Annotated in this window: 19 protein-coding genes; 12 read left to right on the top strand and 7 right to left on the bottom strand. The window is 64.9% G+C overall.

Going from position 1 to position 19,753, the window contains the following annotated elements; genetic code table 11:
- The first annotated feature begins 267 nt into the window (after positions 1-267).
- The 6 genes from hemF (at position 268) to rng (ending at position 5,219) form a co-directional block, all read left to right on the top strand.
- Positions 268-1,191, top strand: coding sequence for an oxygen-dependent coproporphyrinogen oxidase (gene hemF / locus BTO02_RS14585; protein ID WP_075157640.1), 924 nt, complete (start codon positions 268-270; stop codon positions 1,189-1,191).
- Entirely contained in the window at positions 1,182-2,006 is an 825-nt protein-coding gene (locus BTO02_RS14590) for a nicotinate-nucleotide adenylyltransferase (protein WP_075157641.1), read from the top strand. The genes hemF and BTO02_RS14590 overlap by 10 nt, the downstream gene beginning before the upstream one ends.
- Before the next feature lie 2 nt (positions 2,007-2,008).
- Complete coding sequence (gene rsfS, locus BTO02_RS14595; protein WP_075157642.1) at positions 2,009-2,458, top strand: ribosome silencing factor; 450 nt, start codon at positions 2,009-2,011, stop codon at positions 2,456-2,458.
- Positions 2,459-2,512: 54 nt separating this feature from the next.
- The gene (gene rlmH, locus BTO02_RS14600) at positions 2,513-2,983 is read left to right on the top strand and encodes a 23S rRNA (pseudouridine(1915)-N(3))-methyltransferase RlmH (protein WP_075157643.1); all 471 of its coding nucleotides are present in this window, start codon (positions 2,513-2,515) and stop codon (positions 2,981-2,983) included.
- Positions 2,984-3,098: 115 nt separating this feature from the next.
- Positions 3,099-3,728, top strand: a complete 630-nt coding sequence (locus tag BTO02_RS14605) for a Maf family protein (RefSeq protein ID WP_075157644.1) — start codon at positions 3,099-3,101, stop codon at positions 3,726-3,728.
- A 9-nt stretch (positions 3,729-3,737) separates the two neighbouring features.
- A complete protein-coding gene (gene rng, locus BTO02_RS14610) occupies positions 3,738-5,219 on the top strand; it encodes a ribonuclease G (RefSeq protein ID WP_075157645.1) in 1,482 nt (493 codons plus the stop codon).
- Between the two features lie 133 nt (positions 5,220-5,352).
- On the opposite strand, the gene BTO02_RS14615 is transcribed toward rng, so the two are convergent.
- Together BTO02_RS14615 and BTO02_RS14620 are read right to left on the bottom strand one after the other, a co-directional pair.
- Positions 5,353-5,637, bottom strand: coding sequence for a BrnA antitoxin family protein (locus tag BTO02_RS14615; RefSeq protein WP_075157646.1), 285 nt, complete (start codon positions 5,635-5,637; stop codon positions 5,353-5,355).
- The gene (locus BTO02_RS14620; RefSeq protein ID WP_332262249.1) at positions 5,597-5,911 is read right to left on the bottom strand and encodes a BrnT family toxin; all 315 of its coding nucleotides are present in this window, start codon (positions 5,909-5,911) and stop codon (positions 5,597-5,599) included. The genes BTO02_RS14615 and BTO02_RS14620 overlap by 41 nt, the downstream gene beginning before the upstream one ends.
- Before the next feature lie 173 nt (positions 5,912-6,084).
- Between BTO02_RS14620 and BTO02_RS14625 the strand changes: the two genes are divergently transcribed.
- The 3 genes from BTO02_RS14625 (at position 6,085) to BTO02_RS14630 (ending at position 7,039) form a co-directional block, all read left to right on the top strand.
- Complete coding sequence (locus BTO02_RS14625) at positions 6,085-6,300, top strand: hypothetical protein (RefSeq protein WP_075157648.1); 216 nt, start codon at positions 6,085-6,087, stop codon at positions 6,298-6,300.
- A gap of 160 nt (positions 6,301-6,460) precedes the next feature.
- Entirely contained in the window at positions 6,461-6,631 is a 171-nt protein-coding gene (locus BTO02_RS34325) for a hypothetical protein (protein ID WP_156883832.1), read from the top strand.
- Positions 6,632-6,685: 54 nt separating this feature from the next.
- On the top strand, positions 6,686-7,039 hold the full coding sequence (locus tag BTO02_RS14630) for a hypothetical protein (protein WP_075157649.1): 354 nt from the start codon (positions 6,686-6,688) through the stop codon (positions 7,037-7,039).
- A 165-nt stretch (positions 7,040-7,204) separates the two neighbouring features.
- Here the strand turns inward: BTO02_RS14630 and BTO02_RS14635 are convergent, their stop codons facing one another.
- The 4 genes from BTO02_RS14635 to msbA form a co-directional block, all read right to left on the bottom strand.
- The gene (locus tag BTO02_RS14635) at positions 7,205-8,506 is read right to left on the bottom strand and encodes an O-antigen ligase family protein (protein WP_075157650.1); all 1,302 of its coding nucleotides are present in this window, start codon (positions 8,504-8,506) and stop codon (positions 7,205-7,207) included.
- Positions 8,503-9,633: a glycosyltransferase family 9 protein gene (locus tag BTO02_RS14640; protein WP_075157651.1), complete on the bottom strand. Its 1,131-nt coding sequence runs from the start codon at positions 9,631-9,633 to the stop codon at positions 8,503-8,505. Before BTO02_RS14640 ends, BTO02_RS14635 begins: the two co-directional genes overlap by 4 nt.
- A 487-nt stretch (positions 9,634-10,120) precedes the next feature.
- Positions 10,121-11,203: a glycosyltransferase family 4 protein gene (locus tag BTO02_RS14645; RefSeq protein WP_075158879.1), complete on the bottom strand. Its 1,083-nt coding sequence runs from the start codon at positions 11,201-11,203 to the stop codon at positions 10,121-10,123.
- Positions 11,204-11,205: 2 nt separating this feature from the next.
- A complete protein-coding gene (gene msbA / locus BTO02_RS14650) occupies positions 11,206-12,999 on the bottom strand; it encodes a lipid A export permease/ATP-binding protein MsbA (RefSeq protein WP_075158880.1) in 1,794 nt (597 codons plus the stop codon).
- Between the two features lie 191 nt (positions 13,000-13,190).
- Here msbA and BTO02_RS14655 point away from each other — a divergent pair, with 191 nt between their 5' ends.
- A complete protein-coding gene (locus tag BTO02_RS14655; protein ID WP_075157652.1) occupies positions 13,191-13,955 on the top strand; it encodes a glycosyltransferase family 2 protein in 765 nt (254 codons plus the stop codon).
- Between the two features lie 78 nt (positions 13,956-14,033).
- On the opposite strand, the gene dnaE is transcribed toward BTO02_RS14655, so the two are convergent.
- Entirely contained in the window at positions 14,034-17,651 is a 3,618-nt protein-coding gene (gene dnaE, locus BTO02_RS14660; RefSeq protein WP_075157653.1) for a DNA polymerase III subunit alpha, read from the bottom strand.
- Between the two features lie 250 nt (positions 17,652-17,901).
- Between dnaE and BTO02_RS14665 the strand changes: the two genes are divergently transcribed.
- Positions 17,902-18,765 (top strand): sulfurtransferase, encoded by an 864-nt coding sequence (locus BTO02_RS14665; protein WP_075157654.1) that lies wholly within the window; start codon positions 17,902-17,904, stop codon positions 18,763-18,765.
- An 82-nt stretch (positions 18,766-18,847) separates the two neighbouring features.
- Positions 18,848-19,750 (top strand): tRNA glutamyl-Q(34) synthetase GluQRS, encoded by a 903-nt coding sequence (gluQRS, locus tag BTO02_RS14670; protein ID WP_075158881.1) that lies wholly within the window; start codon positions 18,848-18,850, stop codon positions 19,748-19,750.
- Positions 19,751-19,753: the final 3 nt, after the last annotated feature.

Genomic DNA, 19,753 nt, shown 5'->3' on the forward strand with positions numbered 1-19,753 from the left:
CGCCGCTCCCCGAGTGCCCGACCGCCCCGCCGGCGCTAAACTTCGCTCATTCGTGCGACGAACGGATTTCGACAGGCGCGCCGACGCGCCGTTGAGCGCCGCGGCTCCTGCAAAACCGGCATTTACCGTTTATCGTCGGCATACGCATGACAGAATACGGCGCGTTGCCTGCCGACGCGGGCCGGTTTTATCGGGCGAGTGCCCGGTTTTCCTTTTGACGAACAATCCGCTGCGCGAATCGGCATCCCGCGCGGCCCCCACAGACCGATGACAGATTCGACTTTCGACGCGGCGGCCGTGCGCAACTGGCTGCAGGGTCTGCAAACCCGCATTGCCGATACGCTCGGCGCATTCGACGGCGTTGCGTTCGCGACCGACACCTGGCAGCGCGCCCCCGGCGGCAAGCTGCGCGGCGGAGGCTGCACGCGCATTCTCGAAGGTGGGCGCTTTTTCGAGCGCGCGGGCATTGGCTTTTCCGACGTCGCCGGCGACGCGCTGCCCGCTTCGGCCAGCGCACTGCGCCCGCAACTGGCAGGCCGCGGCTTCGAAGCGGCAGGCGTTTCGCTCGTGCTGCACCCGCACAATCCGTACTGCCCGACCGTGCATATGAACGTGCGCATGCTCGTCGCGACGAAGGAAGGCGAGGCGCCGGTGTTCTGGTTCGGCGGCGGCATGGATCTCACGCCCTTTTACGGCTACGAAGAAGACGCACAGCATTTTCACCGCACGTGCCGCGACGCGCTGCAGCCGTTCGGCGCGGACCTGTACCCGCGCTTCAAGCGCTGGTGCGACGACTACTTCTTCCTCAAGCATCGCAACGAAGCGCGCGGCATCGGCGGCATTTTCTTCGACGACTATTCGGAGCCAGGCTTCGAACAGTCGTTCGCGATGACGAAAAGCGTCGGCGACGCGTTTCTCGACGCCTATCTGCCGATCGTCGAAAAGCGCCGCAACCAGACCTACGGCGAGGCGCAACGCGAGTTTCAGGCGTACCGGCGCGGGCGCTACGTCGAATTCAATCTCGTGTTCGACCGTGGCACACTGTTCGGGCTGCAAAGCGGCGGGCGCACCGAATCGATCCTGATGTCGATGCCGCCGGCCGCGAACTGGCGCTACGACTGGCAACCGGAACCCGGTACGCCGGAAGCGCGCCTCTACACCGACTTCCTCGTACCGCGCGAATGGGTCTGAACGAGACAGGCGCGCCGTCCGCGACGGCGCCACAGCCGCATAGCTCAGCCACGGCGGGCAAGCCGCTTGCGCGCCGCGTCGGCGTACTCGGCGGCACGTTCGACCCGATCCACAACGGTCATCTCGCGCTCGCCCGCCGCTTTTCCGACGTGCTGCAACTGACCGACCTGATCCTGCTGCCCGCGGGACAGCCGTGGCAGAAAGCCGGCGTGTCCGGCGCGCCGCATCGGCTCGCGATGACGCGCGCCGCCGCCGGCGCGCTGAACCTGCCGGGCGTGTCGGTCACGGTCGCGACCGACGAGATCGAGCACGATGGCCCGACCTATACGGTCGACACGTTGCGGCGCTGGCGCGAACGGGAAGGCGCGGACGCGTCGCTGTCGCTGCTGATCGGCGCGGATCAGCTCGTGCGCCTCGATACATGGCACGACTGGCAACGCCTGTTCGACTACGCACACATCTGCGCGGCGACGCGGCCGGGCTTCGACCGGTCGGCGGCGTCGCCAGCCGTCGCCGCGACGATCGCCGCGCGTTCGGCCAGTGCCGAGGTGCTGCGCGCAACCCCGGCAGGCCGCCTGCTGATCGATACGACACTTGCGTCCGACATTTCGGCAACCGATATCCGCGCGCAGTTGAGGCAACAGCTCGACGAACGCGAACGGTTAGCGAACGACGCCGCAAGCACGGCGGCCCATCGCGCGAGCGGCCACGGCACGGCCCGCGACGCGGCAGACCACACCGACACCGGCCCGCAAAGCGAGGTGCCCGCCCCGGTGTGGGACTATATTGTTCAACATCACCTTTACCAATCGTAAAAATGGATATACGCAAGCTGCAACGCACGATCGTCGACGCGCTCGAGGACGTCAAGGCACAAGACATCAAGGTATTCAACACCAGCCACCTGACCGAGCTGTTCGACCGCGTGATCATCGCGAGCGGCACGTCGAACCGGCAGACGAAAGCGCTCGCGTCCAGCGTGCGCGAGAAGGTGAAGGAGGCCGGCGGCGAGATCGTCAGCACAGAAGGCGAGGACATCGGCGAATGGGTGCTCGTCGACTGCGGCGATGCGGTCGTTCATATTCTGCAGCCGGCACTGCGCCAGTACTACAACCTCGAGGAAATCTGGGGCGACAAGCCCGTGCGCGTGAAGCTGGCCAACTCGAGCCCGTTCGGCGGTGCGCGCGTCGCCGACGATGAAGACGAAGAAGCCGAGGCCGTCGCGCGCCCGGCCCCGGCGCGCCGCGCGCCGGCGCGCCGCCGCTAGGCGCATCGCATGGCTCGCGCGCGCCGGTGACGCGCGGCGCCACGCCCGTTTCCAATGAAATTGCATATCCTGGCCGTCGGCCACAAGATGCCCGACTGGATCGCCAGCGGCTTCGACGAATACGCGAAGCGCATGCCGCCCGAACTGCGCATCGAACTGCGCGAACTCAAACCGGAGCAACGCTCGTCCGGACGTCCCGCCGACAGCGCGATGGCCGCCGAGCGGCAGCGCATCGAAGCGGCGCTGCCGAAAAACGCCCGCATCGTCGCACTCGACGAACGCGGCAAGGACTGGACCACGATGCAGCTTGCCGGCGCCCTGCCCGGCTGGCAGCAGGACGGCCGCGACGTCGCGTTTCTGATCGGCGGCGCGGACGGACTCGATCCCGCCCTCAAGGCGCGCGCGGACCTGCTGCTACGGCTGTCGAGCCTCACGCTGCCGCATGCGATGGTGCGCGTGCTGCTCGCCGAACAGCTTTATCGTGCGTGGACGATCACGCAAAATCATCCGTACCATCGCGCGTGAACGTGCGAGGCGGGTGGGCAACGCGCCAGGTTGCCACATCTGAAGCCGCTTGAACACGCTTTACCACGCTCGAGTCCGCTTGCGCTCGCCTGAACCCATTTGCCAGGATTGATTCATGTCAACGTCGCCCAACGGTCTCTATCCGTTCGTTTATCTCGCTTCGCAAAGCCCGCGCAGACAGGAATTGCTGCAGCAACTCGGCGTGCGTTTCGAACTTCTGCTGCCGCGCCCGGACGAAGACGCCGAAGCGCTCGAAGCCGAACTGCCCGGCGAACGCGCCCACGATTACGTGATGCGCGTTTGCGTGGAGAAAGCGCGCGCCGCGCGCAAGCGCCTCGAAGCGAGCGGCCACGCCAGCGCGCCGATTCTCGTTGCGGACACAACGGTCACGATCGACGATGCGATCCTTGGCAAGCCGCGCGACGCCGGCGATGCGGTCCGGATGCTCACGCGCCTTGCTGGCCGCGCCCATGAAGTGCTGACCGCGGTAGCCGTCGTCGATGCGGCCGGCGCGCAGTTGCCCGCCGTACTCTCGACCTCGCGCGTGCGTTTCGCGCCGGTGACGCACGCTGCGCTCACGCGCTATGCGGCAAGCGGCGAACCGCTCGGCAAGGCCGGCGCGTACGGCGTGCAGGGGCGCGCCGCCGAGTTCATCGAACATATCGACGGGTCCTATTCGGGTATCATGGGTTTGCCGCTTTATGAGACCGCTGCGCTACTGCGCGCGGCGCGCATCGACTTCTAGAACAACACCATGAACGAAGAGATCCTGATCAACGTCACGCCGCAGGAGACGCGTGTCGCGTTGGTCCAGCAAGGTGCCGTACAGGAGCTTCACGTCGAACGCACGCTGTCGCGCGGGCGGGTCGGCAATGTGTATCTCGGCAAGGTCGTGCGCGTGCTGCCGGGCATGCAATCCGCGTTCATCGATATCGGTCTCGAGCGCGCCGCGTTTCTTCATGTGGCCGACATCTGGCATCCGCGCATCGCGGGGCGTGCTCCGGGCGAGATGCCGCAGAACGTGCCGCATCAGCCGATCGAAAAGATCGTTTTCGAAGGTCAGACGCTGATGGTGCAAGTGGTCAAGGATCCGATCGGCACGAAGGGCGCGCGGCTGTCTACGCAAGTCAGTATCGCCGGGCGCACGCTCGTTTATTTGCCGCAGGAACCGCATATCGGCATTTCGCAGAAGATCGAGAGCGAAGCCGAGCGTGAAGCGATCCGCGCGCGGCTCACGTCGGTGCTGCCGGTCGATGAAAAAGGCGGCTATATCGTGCGCACGATCGCCGAAGATGCGACAAGCGAAGAACTCGCCGCCGACGTGGCTTACTTGCGCAAAACGTGGGCGACGATCCAGTCGCAATCGCAGCGCTTGCCGGCGACGAGCCTGCTGTATCAGGATCTGAATCTCGCGCAGCGCGTACTGCGCGATTTCGTCAACGACGATACGTCGCGCATTCAGGTCGACTCGCGCGAGACGTTTCAGATGCTTTCCGAATTCGCGACAGAATTTACGCCCGCGGTGCTCGCGAAGCTGCATCACTATTCCGGCGAGCGGCCGCTTTTCGATCTGTACAACATCGAAACCGAAATTCAGCGCGCGTTATCGCGGCGCGTCGATCTGAAATCGGGCGGCTATCTTGTGATCGACCAGACCGAGGCGATGACGACGATCGACGTCAATACCGGCGGCTACGTCGGTGCACGCAACTTCGACGATACGATCTTCAAGACGAACCTCGAAGCCGCGCACACGATCGCGCGGCAACTGCGGCTGCGCAATCTGGGCGGCGTGATCATCATCGATTTCATCGATATGGAGAACGTCGAACATCGCGACCAGGTGCTGTCCGAACTGAAGAAGGCGCTCGCGCGCGATCGCACGCGCGTGACCGTGAACGGCTTCTCGCAGCTGGGATTGGTGGAAATGACGCGCAAGCGCACGCGCGAATCGCTCGCGCACGTGCTGTGCGAGCCCTGCCCCGTATGCCAGGGTAAAGGGCAAGTCAAGACCGCGCGCACCGTTTGCTACGACGTGCTGCGCGAGATTCTGCGCGAGTCGCGTCAATTCAATCCGCGCGAGTTTCGCGTGGTCGCATCGCAGCAGGTGATCGACCTGTTTCTCGAAGAGGAATCGCAGCACCTCGCGATGCTGATCGACTTTATCGGCAAGCCGGTGTCGCTGCAGGTTGAATCGAATCTGAGCCAGGAACAGTACGACATTGTGCTGATGTAGGGCGGGAGATCGCTTTTTGCATCGCTTTTTGCATCGCTTTTTGCATCGCTTTTTGCATCGCTTTTTGCATCGCTTCCTGCATCGCTTCCTGCACTACTTCTCACTCCGCCTGGCATCAGGCTTCACGATTGACTCACAACGGCTGATGCTCACGCAGCCAATCGCGCAACGCGTCGTTCATGCGCGTTTGCCAGCCCTCTCCGGTCGCCCGGAAGCGTTCGATGATATCCGCGTCATAGCGGATCGAGACGAGCACTTTCGGCGACTCGAGCCGCGGCCGGCCGCGCGAGCCGAGCGGCTTCATCTGCCTGAATGCCTCGGCGGACACTTCGAAGGTGTCGGGGTCCGCCGCGATTGCGCGATTGATTGCCTCGTCTTCATCCGAAGTCGGCATGACGATCTTCGATTTGCTCGACATAATTTCTGACCTCTCGCTGGTTCGCCTTGCGCAGACTGATGATATGCATCGTGTCGTCTCGCTGCGTGAAGACGACACAGAACAGACGCTCGCCAATGACGCCGTAGCCGATTTCCCGAACTTCGCGGTAATCGCGGCACGTATCGACACAAGCCATCACTTCAGACCCGTCGAGATACGAGGCAGACGACAAATCAACGCCATGTTTGGCGAGATTGCTCTCGTTCTTCAGCGAGTCGTAAGTCACGTGCATTGGCATTATTGTAGCTACCATAATTGGCGAATTGCAAGCTTCGATTGTAGCTACGGTGAAAGCGGACTTCGCCTCGACCAGGTGGCATAGGACGAACTCGCGGTTACCGCGTAACCCTTGTCAGACGGGGCGCTTGGCCAGGTGGCACAGCGTTTGCTGAATCCGCTTACCTCACAGCACGCCGGACCACCGCCATGCATGCCGATCGCATCGAAATCATCGAAGAGTCCACCGCCGAAGCACCGGGTTTCGGGCAATGCTTCGGGTCGTTCGCCGGGCCGGCTCCGGCGCCCGCCCGTGGCTCCGAGGCCGAGCCGGAACCGACTCCGGTCGGACTGCTCACCCTTGGTATCGCATGGCTATTCGGCCTCGAGGCGCTGCTCGCGGACGAGCGCCGGCCGAAACGCTAGACGAGGCATTGCCGCAACGCGCACCGCGCATTTTCGTCAAGCACCGTGTAGACGTTACAAGCCGTTACATTTTGGGAAGATCCGCGCTGCCACCCGCCCGCCACGGGGATCGCCCGCGTCACCTAGACTTTGTATTGATCGGGATCGAACGGAGGCTGCCATGGCTGAATCGATGGTAAGCGTCGTGATAGCAGTGGCGTTCATCGCTTTCGCGGCGATTCTTCTGGCTCACCAGTTCAGACGCCATTCCCATCGCGGCAAAACGGCCGAGCGCACCGAAGGGCGCTTCGATCGCCGCCATCTGTGGGAACGGATGCGGCATCGGCATTGAGGGAGCTCGCTGGCAGCACCCGCTGTGCAATATCGCGTTTGTAGCGAGGCCACCATGTCCGACGATAACGTCAGCTCGCAAACGGTCGATCATGAAGCGGTCGGCTACGAAGGATTCGAGATCCACGTCTCGACGCGTCTCAAACGCAGCACCGACCGCTCGAACGGCGCGGGCTTTGCGTCGGCCGATGCACGCGAGCCTGCGCGCTACACGTACATCGGCTACGTTTGCCACCCGGGCGCTACGGTCGCGCTGCCCGGCCACACGGTGCCGTTTCATGCGGATGGCGACGACGCGTTCGCCACGGCGCAAGACGCATACGCCGAAGCGCTTAACGTCGGCCGCAGCATTATCGACGGCACGCATCCGGATCTTTCGGTCTTGTCGCTCGTGACAAGCGGCGCGTGAAGCGGCGCGTGAAGCGGCGCGTCAGATTGATGTGCGCGCGAGCGTATAGCCGTATAGCCCGTGCGCACCCCCACGCCTCGCGTGCCGTTTCATTTGCAAAGCCGGTCGAAAATATCAGCACGGGCCTCGGTATCCGGCAACCTGTGCGATCGCGCCGGCGACCCGTCAGCCGGTATAGCGCGATGCCTGCGGCATCTGCCCGCGCTCGCCGCGCTGCCGCTCGCCGCAGCCAAGCATCAGGCCCGCGAACGACCAGAATGCAAGCATGGTCGTTTGCCACATGAAATCGTCGGTTATGTTCTTGGTAATCATGCCGACGACAAGCGCGACGCCCGCCATCGCTATCCACAAGTTCACGCGCCGCAACTGCCAGAAACGCGCAATCAGCGCCGCGAACAGCACGATCTGCAACGCAAGCCCGATCAGTCCGGTTTGCAGCCACGTATTGAGAAACAGGTTGTGCGCATGCGTGAGCGCAACGGGCTCGAGCTTCAGCAGCGCTGCCGGCATCACGCTGTGATACGCGAGACCTGGCAGCGGCTTGCCGAAACCGATGCCGAGCCACTCGTGCGACTTTGCCGCCGACGAATAAAACGCCCACAGGCGCGGGCGCGTGTCGCCGGCCATCGTATCGTCGATGCCCGATAGCGCGCGCGGCAGATAGAGCGCGTGGCCGTCGACCGTGAGCGCGCCGCGAGGCGCCTGCACGATCGCCTCGCCGATTCGCAGACGCGAACTGAGTTCGAGCGTGCCGAGCCCCGCGACCGCGACGATCGCGATCGACACGGCGGCCAGCACCAGATGCCGGCGATAGAGCGGATAGAACGCGATCACGAGCGTCACCGCAACCGCGGGCCAGAAGAAGCGGTTCAAGGTCGCAAGACCGATGAACAGGCACAGCACGATGCCGAGCGCCCCCACCGCCCGCCAGCGCGGCCGCGTCAGCAGCGTGCCGGCGAACAGCGTGAGCGCGAAGATCGCGAGCGTGCTCGTGTGGCCGACGCGCGCGTAGTAGTGCAACAGAAAGGTGTCGGCTGTCGGCGGCTGTAAACGGCCCCAGTAGACGACGCTCGTCAGCACGAGCACCGCACAGGCGAGCCAGGCGATGCACACGAACCGCTCGGGGTGCGCGCTCTTTTTGCCGAGCACCCAGAACGCCCAGAATGCGACGAGCGGATAGAACACTTCGTCGAACCACGCGTGCAGGCTCACCGACGGCGCAAACGACCAGCCGATCGACGCAAGCGTCCACGCCGCCCATGCGGCGATCGGCAGTGCGAGCGGCCATTTCAAACCGCGCGCGCCACCGGTGCGGAACGCGGACCATGCGGCGGCAAGCGTGCCGATCGCCAGCACGGCCAGCGCGATATACACGATCGCCGTCATGTGCGCGAACATCAGAACGAACAGAAGCACCGGGCACGCGACCCAGAGTGCGCGCTCGAGGCGCGCTGCGATCAGGCTCATTGCACCTTCACCAGAACGTTTTGCAGCGCATCGCACACCGCGGCGACGGACAGCCGGCCCATGCACTCCGCGTGGTCGCCGCGCCACGCGACACAGGTCGTCGCATTGCGGTCGCAGCGCCTCACCCACTCGACCCTGCGACGGAAAATAACAGGCTCGTCGCGGCACGGCATGTCGGCGATCGTGACCGCGACAAACGGCACATTGCGCCAGTATCGGCCCGCGCCGTGAATCGACGCATTGCCGGGACCGAAGAGCGCGATGGTCGGCACGCCGACGAGGCGTCCCAGGTGCGCGACGCCGGTGTCGGGGCAGACGATCGCTTTCGCGCCGGCAAACAGATGCCACAATTCGCCGAGCCCGAGCCTGCCGGCAAGATCCGGATGACGCGGGTCGGGATCGATCGCGCGGATCAATGCGACTTCGCCGGGGCCGCCGCTCCATACCGGCATATAGCCGCGCGCTTCGACGAACCGCGCGACCTCGAGCCAGCGCGCGTCGGGCCAGCGCTTGACCGCGGTGCTCGCGCCCGGATGCAGTACGACGTAAGGCCGCGCGAGCTGATCTGCATCGGGAAGCTCGACATGGGACGGCGCCGGCCAATCGGCAGGATGATAGGCGCGCGGTTCGTCGCCGGGCACGAGGTCGGCCGTCAGGTCCGCCCATGCGGCCGGTACCTCCGGATAGGGCACAGCTTCGTCGACGGGCCAGTTTTTCCACGCGGGCACGTCATGCGCATGCGCGACGATCCACCGGCACCCGGCGGCAAGCGCGAGCCAGCTATGCCGGTTGTCTCCGGCTACGATGCCGAGGTCGTACGGGCCCGAACGCAGCACGCCGAGCACGCTCGCGAGATCGCGCGGATCGAATGGCAACGCGGTCACGCCGAACGGCCGGCCCGCATAGAGTGGCGCGATTGCCTTCGGGCACGCGAGCGCGATCTGCGCGTCGCGATACTGCGCGCGCAGCTTCGCGAGCAGCGGCGCCAGCAGCAGCGTATCACCGAGCAACAGATGATGTGCGATCAAAATCCGTTGCGGATGCAACGGCTTGCGGCGCAGCGGCTTCGCAAGGAGCCGCGGCAGCGCGCGTGCAAAAATTCGAATACGTCCAGCTAGTCGACTCATCGGGGTATCGGCGAGTTCGTCCCGCCTGTCATCTTGCTGTACGCCGTTATCCGGCAAGAAGCCGCATTCCCCTGCTTACTTCTTCAGCGGTTTCAATCTGAACGGCCGCTTCACGCGGCACGCGAACCGGGTATATCCCAAAAAGTCGGCACACATTTACAGCAGGCTTCGATGTTCGGCCGGTCCGTCAGTGCGACCGTATGGCGATTCAAGCCAGGTGAGATGGCGCCTGACGGAATGTGCCTGACGAAACAAGCGAAATGCCGGAAACAACACGGAATTCGCCCGAACGACAGACCGGAAAAAGGCCAAAACACGAACGACCGATCATAACATGTACCCTGCTCGAGCCACGACTTGAGCGGGCCTCGCGGCGTGCGCGAGCACCGTGCGGCCTCGCGCACGACGCGGCAAAAATCGGTGGAAAGCGACAACAAGCAACAACGAGCGACGGCAAGCAACAACGAGCGTCCGCAAGCGATAAGAATCAACGGCGCCCGACGATGCGCGTCGCGGCGCGCAGCAGCGCCTCGACATGGCTTGCGATGCGCGTGTCGTAAAGCACGCCGCCGCGCGCGACGTCCGCCGACGAAGCCGAAGCCGCGCCACCCGTTTGCGCACGTTGCCGCGCAATACGCTCGAGCGTCGCGCGCAAGTCGGCCGCGTCGCCGGGTTCGAACGTATGCTTCGCGTGCGGCGCAATCGCCGTGCAGCAGCCGAGCGTGGTCGGAAAAACCACCGGCGTGCCGCACATCACCGATTCGATACCGACGAGGCCGAACGGCTCGTACTTCGACGCGAGAATCGTGAAGTCCGCGGCGCGATAGCAGTCTTCGATATTTCTCGCGTAGCCGAGATGGCGCACGCGCGCATCGACGCGCTCGGGCGGACGTCCGGCAACGGCTAGCACGAAAGGCGCGTCGAGCTCGCGCAATGCGGCCTCGATCAGCGGCAAGCCCTTGCGGTCGTGGCTGCTCGACGGAAACAGCAGTACGATTTCGTGATCGGCAAAACCGAACCGCTTGCGCAGTGCCGCGCGCTCGTCCGCGCCGACCGGAGAAAAGCGCGCGTCGTCCACAGGCGGATACAGCACTTCGATCTTCGCATCGGCGATGCCGTAGAGTTCGCGCAGCTCGTCGCGCATCAGCTGCGAGTGCGCGACGATCAGTTTCGCATGCGCGTACTGGCTGCGTTCGAGCGCAATCTGCCTGACGTCGGAGCCTTTGTGCCGCCGGCCCGTCGCGCGCAGAAAGCCCAGGTGCGTGCCGCCGCAAATCGCAATTTCCGACGAATCGACCCGATTGACGCCGATCAGCACGTCGACGCCGGCGTTGCGCCGCGCCGCGCGCAAACGGCGCGAAAACCAGCCGTCGCGCCACTTGCCCGGCAGAAAAGACACGTTGATCCGATGCGCGTGCACCATCGCGGCTTCCGGCAACGACGCGTCGAAGCGCCGCGCAAAAAACTCCGGCGTCACGCCGGCCGCAACGAAACCGCGCACGAGATCCATCGCGTAGCGCTCGAGGCCGCCGCTGTGTTTCAGCGCGTTACTGGAGATGCCGATCTTCACGGTCACGCGGCGTTCTGCTGGAACTGGATCCGATGCAGATGCGCATAGAGCCCGTTATGCACCAGCAGTTCGCGATGCGTGCCGCGCTCGACGATGCGCCCCGCTTCCATCACGAGAATGCGGTCGGCGCGCTCGATCGTCGAGAGCCGGTGTGCGATGACGAGCGTCGTGCGGCCTTTCATCAGCGTTTCGAGCGCCGCCTGCACATGGCGCTCCGACTCGGAATCGAGCGCCGAGGTTGCTTCGTCGAGGATGAGGATCGGCGCATCCTTGTAAATCGCGCGCGCGATCGCAAGGCGCTGCCGCTGTCCGCCCGACAGCATCATGCCGTTATCGCCGACCAGCGTATCGATGCCGTTGGCCATCGCTTCCACGGTATCCCACAGGTTCGCCGCACGCAGCGCCGCTACGACGCGGTCGCGATCGGGCGTCTGCCCGTACGCGACGTTGCTCGCGATCGAGTCGTTGAACAGCACGACGTCCTGGCTCACCATCGCGATCTGGCTGCGCAGCGCATGAATGCCGTACTCGGGCAACGCCACGCCATCGACGAGAATCTCGCCGCTCGACGGATCGAAAAAGCGCGGCAGCAGATTCACGAGCGTGGTCTTGCCGCTACCCGACGGCCCCGCGAGCGCGACCATTTCGCCGGGCGCGACCTTGAACGACACCTGATCGAGCGTCTGGCGCTGCATCGGCCCGCTCGTGCCATAGGCGAACGAAACGTCGCGAAACTCGACCTCGCCGCTCGCGCGGTCGAGCGGCAGTCCGCCGCCGGCCGGCTCGGGCGGTTCGTCGATGAGTCCGAAGATCAGCTCCGCGGCCGTCATGCCGCGCTGCAGCGGCTGGTTGACGTCCATCAGATGCTTGAGCGGCGAGATGATCAGCAGCATCGAGGTCACGAAGGCGACGAAGCCGCCGACCGTCGTCTGGTCGGCCGTCGATTGCACCACGGCAATGGTCACGACGACCGCCAGCGCGATCGACGCGAGAAATTGCGTGAGCGGCTGTGCGAGGCCGCCCGAGACCTGCATCCGCATCGAATAGCCGCGCAGGCGCTTGCTCATTTCGGTGAAGCGGTCCATCTCGTACTGCTCGCCGTTGTGCACCTTGACGACCTTATAGCCGCCGACGGTTTCCTCGACGATGTACGACAGTTCGTTCGTGAGCAGCTGATGCTCGCGGTTCAGGCGCCGCAGCCGCCGGTTGATCTTGCCGACGAGCCAGCCGATGGTCGGCAGCAGCACGGCCACGATCAGCGTCAGGCGCCAGTTCAGATAGAACAGATAGCCGAGCAGGAACAGCACGGTCAGCGAATCGCGCACGAGCGTGACGAGCACGCCGAGCAGCACGTTCAGAATCTGGTTCACCTCGAACACGATCGCATTGATGACCGTGCTCGCCGTCTCGCGCTGGAAGAACGCAACGCTGGTGTGAAGCATGCGTTCGAACATCTTGAGCCGCAGGTCGAGCAGCACGCGGTTCGACACGTACGCGAGCAGATAGCCGGACGCGTATTGCGACGTGCTGCGCACGAGCGCAAGGCCAATTATCGCCATCGGCACGAACCATTTGGCGCGGTCGCTGCCGTGCGCGCCGAAACCATGGTCGAGCAACGGCTTGAGCAGCGCGGGAATCGCGGCGTCGGTGGCGGCGCTTGCCGCCATCGCGGCGATTGCCCCGACGACGACCCAGAAAAGCGGCTTCAGGTACGGCCAGAGCTTGCGCCAAACGATCATGGCGGACGACGCCTGACCGGATCCGATCGGTTTGCTTAACGTAGGCTTTGCGCTCAAGACTTCCTCAGAATTAGCGGACCGGCGCATGGCTCGACCATGGCCTTGCTGCGTGCATCGCATGCGCACCACAACCGCACCGCGGATGCGCGCAAATGCGTCACTTCGCTGTCCGGCAAACAAAAACAGCATTGTATACTTGCGCGACCCCGCGACCCCGCGACCCAGCACGCCCACCGCCGCCATCACGCATGAACGAACCCTCTCTCGGTGTCGCGATCATCACGAAAAACGCCGCTTTGCGGCTTGCGCAATGCTTGCAGTCGGTCGCGTTCGCCGACGAGATCGTCGTGATCGACGGCGGCAGCACCGATACGACCGTGGAGATCGCGCAGGCGCACGGCGCGCGCGTCGTGATCGACCCCGACTGGCCTGGTTTCGGCCCGCAAAAGAACCGCGCGCTCGACGCGCTCTCGACCACCTGGGTTCTGTCGATCGACGCCGACGAAGTCGTGACGCCGGAGCTCGCGGCATCGATTGCCGCCGCCCTCGCCGCACCGCGCGCGGACGTCTATGCGATCGACCGGCTGTCGTCGTTCTGCGGCCACTGGATTCGTCACTGCGGCTGGTATCCGGACTGGATTCCGCGTCTTTTCAGGCGCAGCGCCGCGCGCTTCTCCGATGACCTCGTGCACGAGCGGCTCGTATTCGACACACCGATCGAGCGGTTGTCGGGCAAGCTGCTGCATTACTCGTACGAAGACCTCGAAACCGTGCTGCGCAAGCTCGACGCGTATTCGACGGCAGGCGCGATGCAACGTCATGCGGCAGGCCAGCGCGCCGGCTTCGGCAAGGCGCTTGCGCGCGGCGCATGGGCGTTCGTGCGAACGTACGTGCTGCGCCTCGGCTTTCTCGACGGTCGCGCCGGCTTCATGATCGCGGTGTTCAACGCCGAAACGGTGTACTACCGGTTTCTGAAGCTCGCGCATCTCGGCACGCGAGCACCGCGCGGGTAGCGACGCGCGCTGCGGGACAGCGCGCACGGCCCGCGCTGTTAAGCGACGGCTTCGACGGCTTCGACCGCTTCGACACCTTCAATAGACGATTTCGATCGCGCTGTCGGCGAATTCGCCACGCAGCGCCGCGAGCAATTCATCGGTCGGCTTCACGCGCCACGCGTCGCCGAGGCGCACTTCGCCTTCCGCATGTTCGCTGCGATAGACGATCTGCACGGCAAGGCCGTTCGGCGCCGGCGCCGAGGCGCGTTGCCCGCGGCCATTGTCGTAGCCGCCATGGCCGTTGCCACCGTTGCCATATGCGCGGCCGCCGCCGTTGGCGCCGCGCCCACGCGCACCGGAAGCAGAAGCAGAAGCCCGCTCGTCACCGGCCCCGCTCGCCGCATCGGCCGCCGCGCTGTACGCTTCGAGCACGCGCCGCAACGCATGCGCATCGGCATTGCCGTTCATCTGCACCTTCACGGCTTGCGCGTAGCGGCTGCGCGCGCCGCCGAGGTCCATCGGCGTATCGACAGTGAAACGGATGCCGCCCGTAAACGCATCGTTACGCGCCTGCCCGTGCACGACGAGCAGTTCGTCTTCCTTGAACAGTTGCTTGTTCGCTTCGAACTGCTCGTTGAAGATCGTCACTTCGCACTGGCCCGTGCCATCGTCGAGCAGCGCGATCAGCATCTTGCCGCGCTGCGTCATCTGCGTGCGCAGCGACGAGATCACGCCGGCCACGAGCTTGTCGCGGCCCTCCTTGAGCTCGCCGATCTTCTGCCGCACGAAGCGGCGCACCTCGTCCTTGTACGCATCGAACAGATGCCCCGACAGGTAGAAGCCGAGTGCGCTTTTTTCTTCCTGCAGCCGCCGCTTGTCGGACCATGCCGGCTCGTCGACGAGTTCGTGGCCTTGCGACGGCGAATCGTCGCCCATATCGAAGAGACCCGCCTGCATCGCGTTCGCGCTCGCCTGATCGGCCGCCTCCATCGCGAGCGACACCGACGCGAGCAGTTGCGCGCGATTCGCGTGCAGCGTGTCGAACGCGCCCGCGCGAATCAGCGCTTCGATCGTGCGGCGATTGACGATGCGCCGGTCGATGCGCGCGCAGAAATCGAACAGATCGGTAAAAGGTCTTTCCTCGCGCGCACGCAGGATTTCTTCGATCGCGTTCTGCCCGCTGCCCTTGATCGCGCCAAGCCCGTAGCGGATCGTGCGCGAGCGTTTGCCGTCGGCTTCGGCGACCGGCTCGAAGCGATACGCGGACAGATTGATGTCGGGCGGCAGCACCGACATCTTGTTGGCGATGCAGTCTTCGAACAGGATCTTGACCTTGTCCGTGTCGTCCATCGCGAGCGACATGTTGGCCGCCATGAATTCGGCCGGATGGTGCGCCTTGAGCCACGCCGTGTAGTAGGCGAGCAGCGCGTACGCAGCCGCGTGCGACTTGTTGAAGCCGTAGCCCGCGAACTTCTCCATCAGGTCGAAGATCTCGTCGGACTTTGCGCGCGTGAGACCGTTTTTCGCGGCACCCTCGGCGAAAATCTCGCGATGCTTCGCCATTTCCTCGGGCTTTTTCTTGCCCATCGCGCGGCGCAGCAGGTCGGCGCCGCCGAGCGAATAGCCGCCGATGATCTGCGCCATCTGCATCACCTGCTCCTGGTAGACCATGATGCCGTAGGTCTCTTTCAGAACAGGCTCGACGCGCGGGTCCGGATACTCGACCGTTTCGCGTCCATGCTTGCGCGCGCAGAAGCTCGGGATCAGGTCCATCGGCCCCGGGCGATACAGCGCGACGAGCGCGATGATGTCCTCGAAGCGGTCCGGCTGCGCGTCTTTCAGCATGCCTTGCATGCCGCGGCTTTCCAGCTGGAACACGGCGACCGTGTTGGCCTTCTTGAGGATCGTGAACGAGGCCGGATCGTCGAGCGGCACTTGTGCGAGCGACCAGTTCTCCTTCGACGGATCGAGCCTGCGGATATACCGCTCGGCCCAGTCGAGGATGGTCAGCGTGGTGAGGCCCAGAAAGTCGAACTTGACGAGGCCGACCGCTTCGACGTCGTCCTTGTCGTACTGGCTGACCACGCCGCTTTCGTCGCCTTGCGTGTAAAGCGGGCAAAAATCGGTGAGCTTGCCGGGCGCGATCAGCACGCCGCCCGCGTGCATGCCGACGTTACGCGTGAGGCCCTCGACGCGCTGCGCGAGTTCGAGCAGCTGATGCACTTCGTCTTCGTTATCGAAGCGCTCCTGCAACAGCGGCTCTTCCTTCATCGCGTCGGCAATCGTCACATGCTTGCCGGGTTTGAACGGAATCAGCTTCGCGACGCCGTCGGTGAACATGTAGCCGAGATCGAGCACGCGGCCGATATCGCGCACCGCCGCCTTCGCGGCCATCGTGCCGAACGTCGCGATCTGCGACACGGCATCGGCGCCGTACTTCTCCTTCACGTACTGGATCACGCGATCGCGGCCGTGCTGGCAGAAGTCGATATCGAAGTCGGGCATCGACACCCGCTCCGGATTCAGAAAACGTTCGAACAGCAGGTTGTAGCGCAGCGGATCGAGGTCGGTAATGCCAAGCGCGTACGCGACGAGCGAGCCCGCGCCCGAACCGCGGCCCGGACCGACCGGCACGCCGTTGTTCTTCGCCCAGTTGATGAAGTCCGCGACGATCAGGAAGTAGCCGGGAAAGCCCATCTTGATGATCGTGCCGCACTCGAAGTCGAGCCGCGCATAGTACGTTTCGCGCTGCGCGTCGCGCGTGGCCTCGTCGGGGAACAGCTGCTCGAGGCGCTTTTCGAGCCCTTCCTTCGACAACTGCACGAGGTAGTCGTCGAGCGACATGCCGTCCGGCGTCGGGAAAAGCGGCAGCTTCGGCTTGCCGAGTTCGAGCGTCAGGTTGCAGCGTTTCGCGATCTGAACCGTGTTCGCAAGCGCGGACGGAATGTCGGCGAACAGCGCGGCCATTTCATCCTGCGTACGAAAGTGCTGACCGGTCGTGAAGCGCTTCGGGCGCCGCGGATTCGCGAGAATATCGCCTTCCGAAATGCACACGCGTGCCTCGTGCGCGGTGAAATCGTCGGGCGTCATGAACTGCAGCGGATGCGTCGCGACGACCGGCAGTTTCAGCGACGCCGCAAGCGCGACCGCCTGCTGCACATACGCTTCGCCGCCCGGCTGGCCGCAGCGTTGCAGCTCGATATAGAAACCGTTCGGGAAAATGCGCGCCCAGCGCCCGGCATTGCGTCTGGCCGCTTCGTCGTTGCCGGCCGCGAATGCGATGCCGATGTCGCCCTGCTGTGCACCCGACAGCGCGAGCAGCCCTTCGGCAAGTCCGCCCTCGAGCCATGCGGCGTCGACTTCCGCGCGGCCGCGATACTGGTTCGTCAGCCATGCCTTCGTCAGCAATTCGCAAAGATTCAGATAACCGCGCCGGTCCTTGACGAGCAGCAGCAGTCGCGACGGCTTGTCGCGGTCGGCCGGATTCATGATCCAGACATCGCAGCCGGCGATCGGTTTAACCCCTTTGCCGCGCGCTTCCTTATAGAAACGGACGAGGCCGAATGCATTGCCGAGGTCGGTGAGCGCGAGCGCGCCCTGAGCGTCTTTTGCCGCGGCGGCGACAACGTCTTCGAGACGCACGATGCCGTCGGCAATCGAGAACTCGGAGTGGACGCGGAGGTGGACGAAGCGGGGATCTGACATGGGCGGTATTGTAACTCGCGCCCCCGCGCAATAGGCCGTTCGTTATAGGGCAAACGGCCGGTCAGATTGCCGGCCGTGCGGCGCCGCCGGTCGGCGGGCCCCGCGCCGCTTCCGGCGCATCCGCCGGATGAGGGATAATACGGGTTTGCCTGTTGCGGGCGGCCGTCCCCTCACCGCAGTTATCCGTGGTTCTGCGCGGGTTGTGCGCGATTTTCCACGGTTATGCGCGGTTTCCCGGACGGCAGCCCCCTGAATCACCATGAGTATTCTCAATCTTTCCGCCTACCAGTTCGTGACGCTCGATGCGATCGCGGCATGGCGTCCGCTCGTCACCGAACGCTGCAACGCGCTCGGCCTGCGCGGCACGATCCTGCTTGCGCCGGAGGGCATCAATCTGTTTATCGCGGGCACGCATGACAACGTGCGCACGTTTATCGACTACATCCGCCGCGATCCGCTTTTCGAAGGCAAGTTCGCGAGCCTGCAGTTCAAGGAAAGCGTGTCCGACGCGCAGCCGTTTCGCCGGATGCTCGTCAAGCTCAAGCGCGAAATCATCACGATGAAGAAGCCTGCGATCCAGCCCGAGCTCGGCCGCGCGCCGTCGGTCGATGCGCGCACGCTGAAGGGCTGGCTCGATCGCGGCCACGACGATGCGGGGCGCCCGGTCGTGATGCTCGATACGCGCAATGCGTTCGAGGTCGACGTCGGCACGTTCGATCACGCGCTCGACTACCGCATCACGAAGTTCAGCGAGTTTCCGGACGTGATCGAACGCAATCGCGCGGACCTCGAAGGCAAGACGATCGTGTCGTTCTGCACGGGCGGCATCCGCTGCGAGAAGGCCGCGATCCATATGAAGGACGTCGGCATCGACCACGTCTATCAGCTCGAGGGCGGCATTCTGAAGTACTTCGAGGAAGTGGGCGGCGCGCATTACCACGGCGAGTGCTTCGTGTTCGATTACCGCACCGCGCTCGACCCGACGCTCGCGCCGACGGCGACCGTGCAATGCTTCGGCTGCCGCGCGGTGGTCACGCCCGAAGGGCAGCAGTCGCCGCTCTACGTGCCGGGCAAAACCTGCGCTGCGTGCCATCCGCAGCGTGACGGCGCGCGCGCCGCCTGAGCGACGGCGCGATGCGGCGCGACGCCACGCAGCACCAGACGATGCGATCGGTCGCGATGCGCGGCGCCGCATCCGCGCCGCGATGACGTACCGCGGACGCTTCGCCCCCTCCCCCACCGGCCCGCTGCATTTCGGTTCGCTCGTCAGCGCGCTCGCCAGCTGGCTCGATGCGCGCGCGCACGGCGGCCGCTGGCTCGTGCGCATCGACGATATCGACGGACCACGCACGGTGCCCGGGGCCGCGGAAGATATCCTCGCGACGCTCGAATACTTCGGCATGCGCGCGGACGAACCGCCGGTCTGGCAAAGTCGGCGCACCGCGCGCTACGAACAGGCGTTCGCGCAACTGCAGGCCACCACGGACCTCGTTTATCCGTGCGGCTGCACAAGAAAGGAAATCGCCGATTCGCTCGTGCGCGCGCATGCGCGGCATACGACGCTCGCGTATCCGGGCACGTGCCGCGACGGTCTGCACGGTAAGGCGCCGCGTGCGTGGCGCTTGCGCGTGCCCGACAGCGCCGCGCACGAACCGGAAGTCATCCGCTTCGACGACCGCTGGCAAGGCCCGCAAAGCCAGAACCTCGCAACCGAAGTCGGCGACTTCGTGCTGTTTCGCGCGGACGGCCAATGGGCATATCAGCTGGCGGTCGTCGTCGACGATGCCGATGCCGGCATCACGCACGTCGTGCGCGGCGCCGATCTGCTCGATTCGACCGCGCGCCAGATTTATCTGCAGCGCTGCCTGCGCGTGCCGACACCGTCGTATCTGCACGTGCCCGTGGTCGTCAACGAAGCAGGCGAGAAGCTCAGCAAGCAGACCGGCGCGCAGGCGCTCGATGCGAGCCGGCCGCTCGACGCGCTGCATGCGGCGGCCAGCCATCTGGGGCTCGAACCCGGGGCCGGCGCGCGCGCTTCGCTCGACGCGTTTTACGCCGCCGCGATACCGGCATGGGCGCGGCGCCTCGCGGCGCTGCATCGACGCTGACGC

This window comes from Paraburkholderia sp. SOS3 (assembly GCF_001922345.1).
Taxonomy (GTDB): Bacteria; Pseudomonadota; Gammaproteobacteria; order Burkholderiales; family Burkholderiaceae; genus Paraburkholderia.

Coding starts and splice junctions, on each gene's coding strand:
- hemF (WP_075157640.1), top strand. CDS start 268: ATGACAGATTCGACTTTCGACGCGGCGGCCGTGCGCAACTGGCTGCAG.
- BTO02_RS14590 (WP_075157641.1), top strand. CDS start 1,182: ATGGGTCTGAACGAGACAGGCGCGCCGTCCGCGACGGCGCCACAGCCG.
- rsfS (WP_075157642.1), top strand. CDS start 2,009: ATGGATATACGCAAGCTGCAACGCACGATCGTCGACGCGCTCGAGGAC.
- rlmH (WP_075157643.1), top strand. CDS start 2,513: ATGAAATTGCATATCCTGGCCGTCGGCCACAAGATGCCCGACTGGATC.
- BTO02_RS14605 (WP_075157644.1), top strand. CDS start 3,099: ATGTCAACGTCGCCCAACGGTCTCTATCCGTTCGTTTATCTCGCTTCG.
- rng (WP_075157645.1), top strand. CDS start 3,738: ATGAACGAAGAGATCCTGATCAACGTCACGCCGCAGGAGACGCGTGTC.
- BTO02_RS14615 (WP_075157646.1), bottom strand. CDS start 5,637: ATGTCGAGCAAATCGAAGATCGTCATGCCGACTTCGGATGAAGACGAG.
- BTO02_RS14620 (WP_332262249.1), bottom strand. CDS start 5,911: ATGGTAGCTACAATAATGCCAATGCACGTGACTTACGACTCGCTGAAG.
- BTO02_RS14625 (WP_075157648.1), top strand. CDS start 6,085: ATGCATGCCGATCGCATCGAAATCATCGAAGAGTCCACCGCCGAAGCA.
- BTO02_RS34325 (WP_156883832.1), top strand. CDS start 6,461: ATGGCTGAATCGATGGTAAGCGTCGTGATAGCAGTGGCGTTCATCGCT.
- BTO02_RS14630 (WP_075157649.1), top strand. CDS start 6,686: ATGTCCGACGATAACGTCAGCTCGCAAACGGTCGATCATGAAGCGGTC.
- BTO02_RS14635 (WP_075157650.1), bottom strand. CDS start 8,506: ATGAGCCTGATCGCAGCGCGCCTCGAGCGCGCACTCTGGGTCGCGTGC.
- BTO02_RS14640 (WP_075157651.1), bottom strand. CDS start 9,633: ATGAGTCGACTAGCTGGACGTATTCGAATTTTTGCACGCGCGCTGCCG.
- BTO02_RS14655 (WP_075157652.1), top strand. CDS start 13,191: ATGAACGAACCCTCTCTCGGTGTCGCGATCATCACGAAAAACGCCGCT.
- BTO02_RS14665 (WP_075157654.1), top strand. CDS start 17,902: ATGAGTATTCTCAATCTTTCCGCCTACCAGTTCGTGACGCTCGATGCG.
- gluQRS (WP_075158881.1), top strand. CDS start 18,848: ATGACGTACCGCGGACGCTTCGCCCCCTCCCCCACCGGCCCGCTGCAT.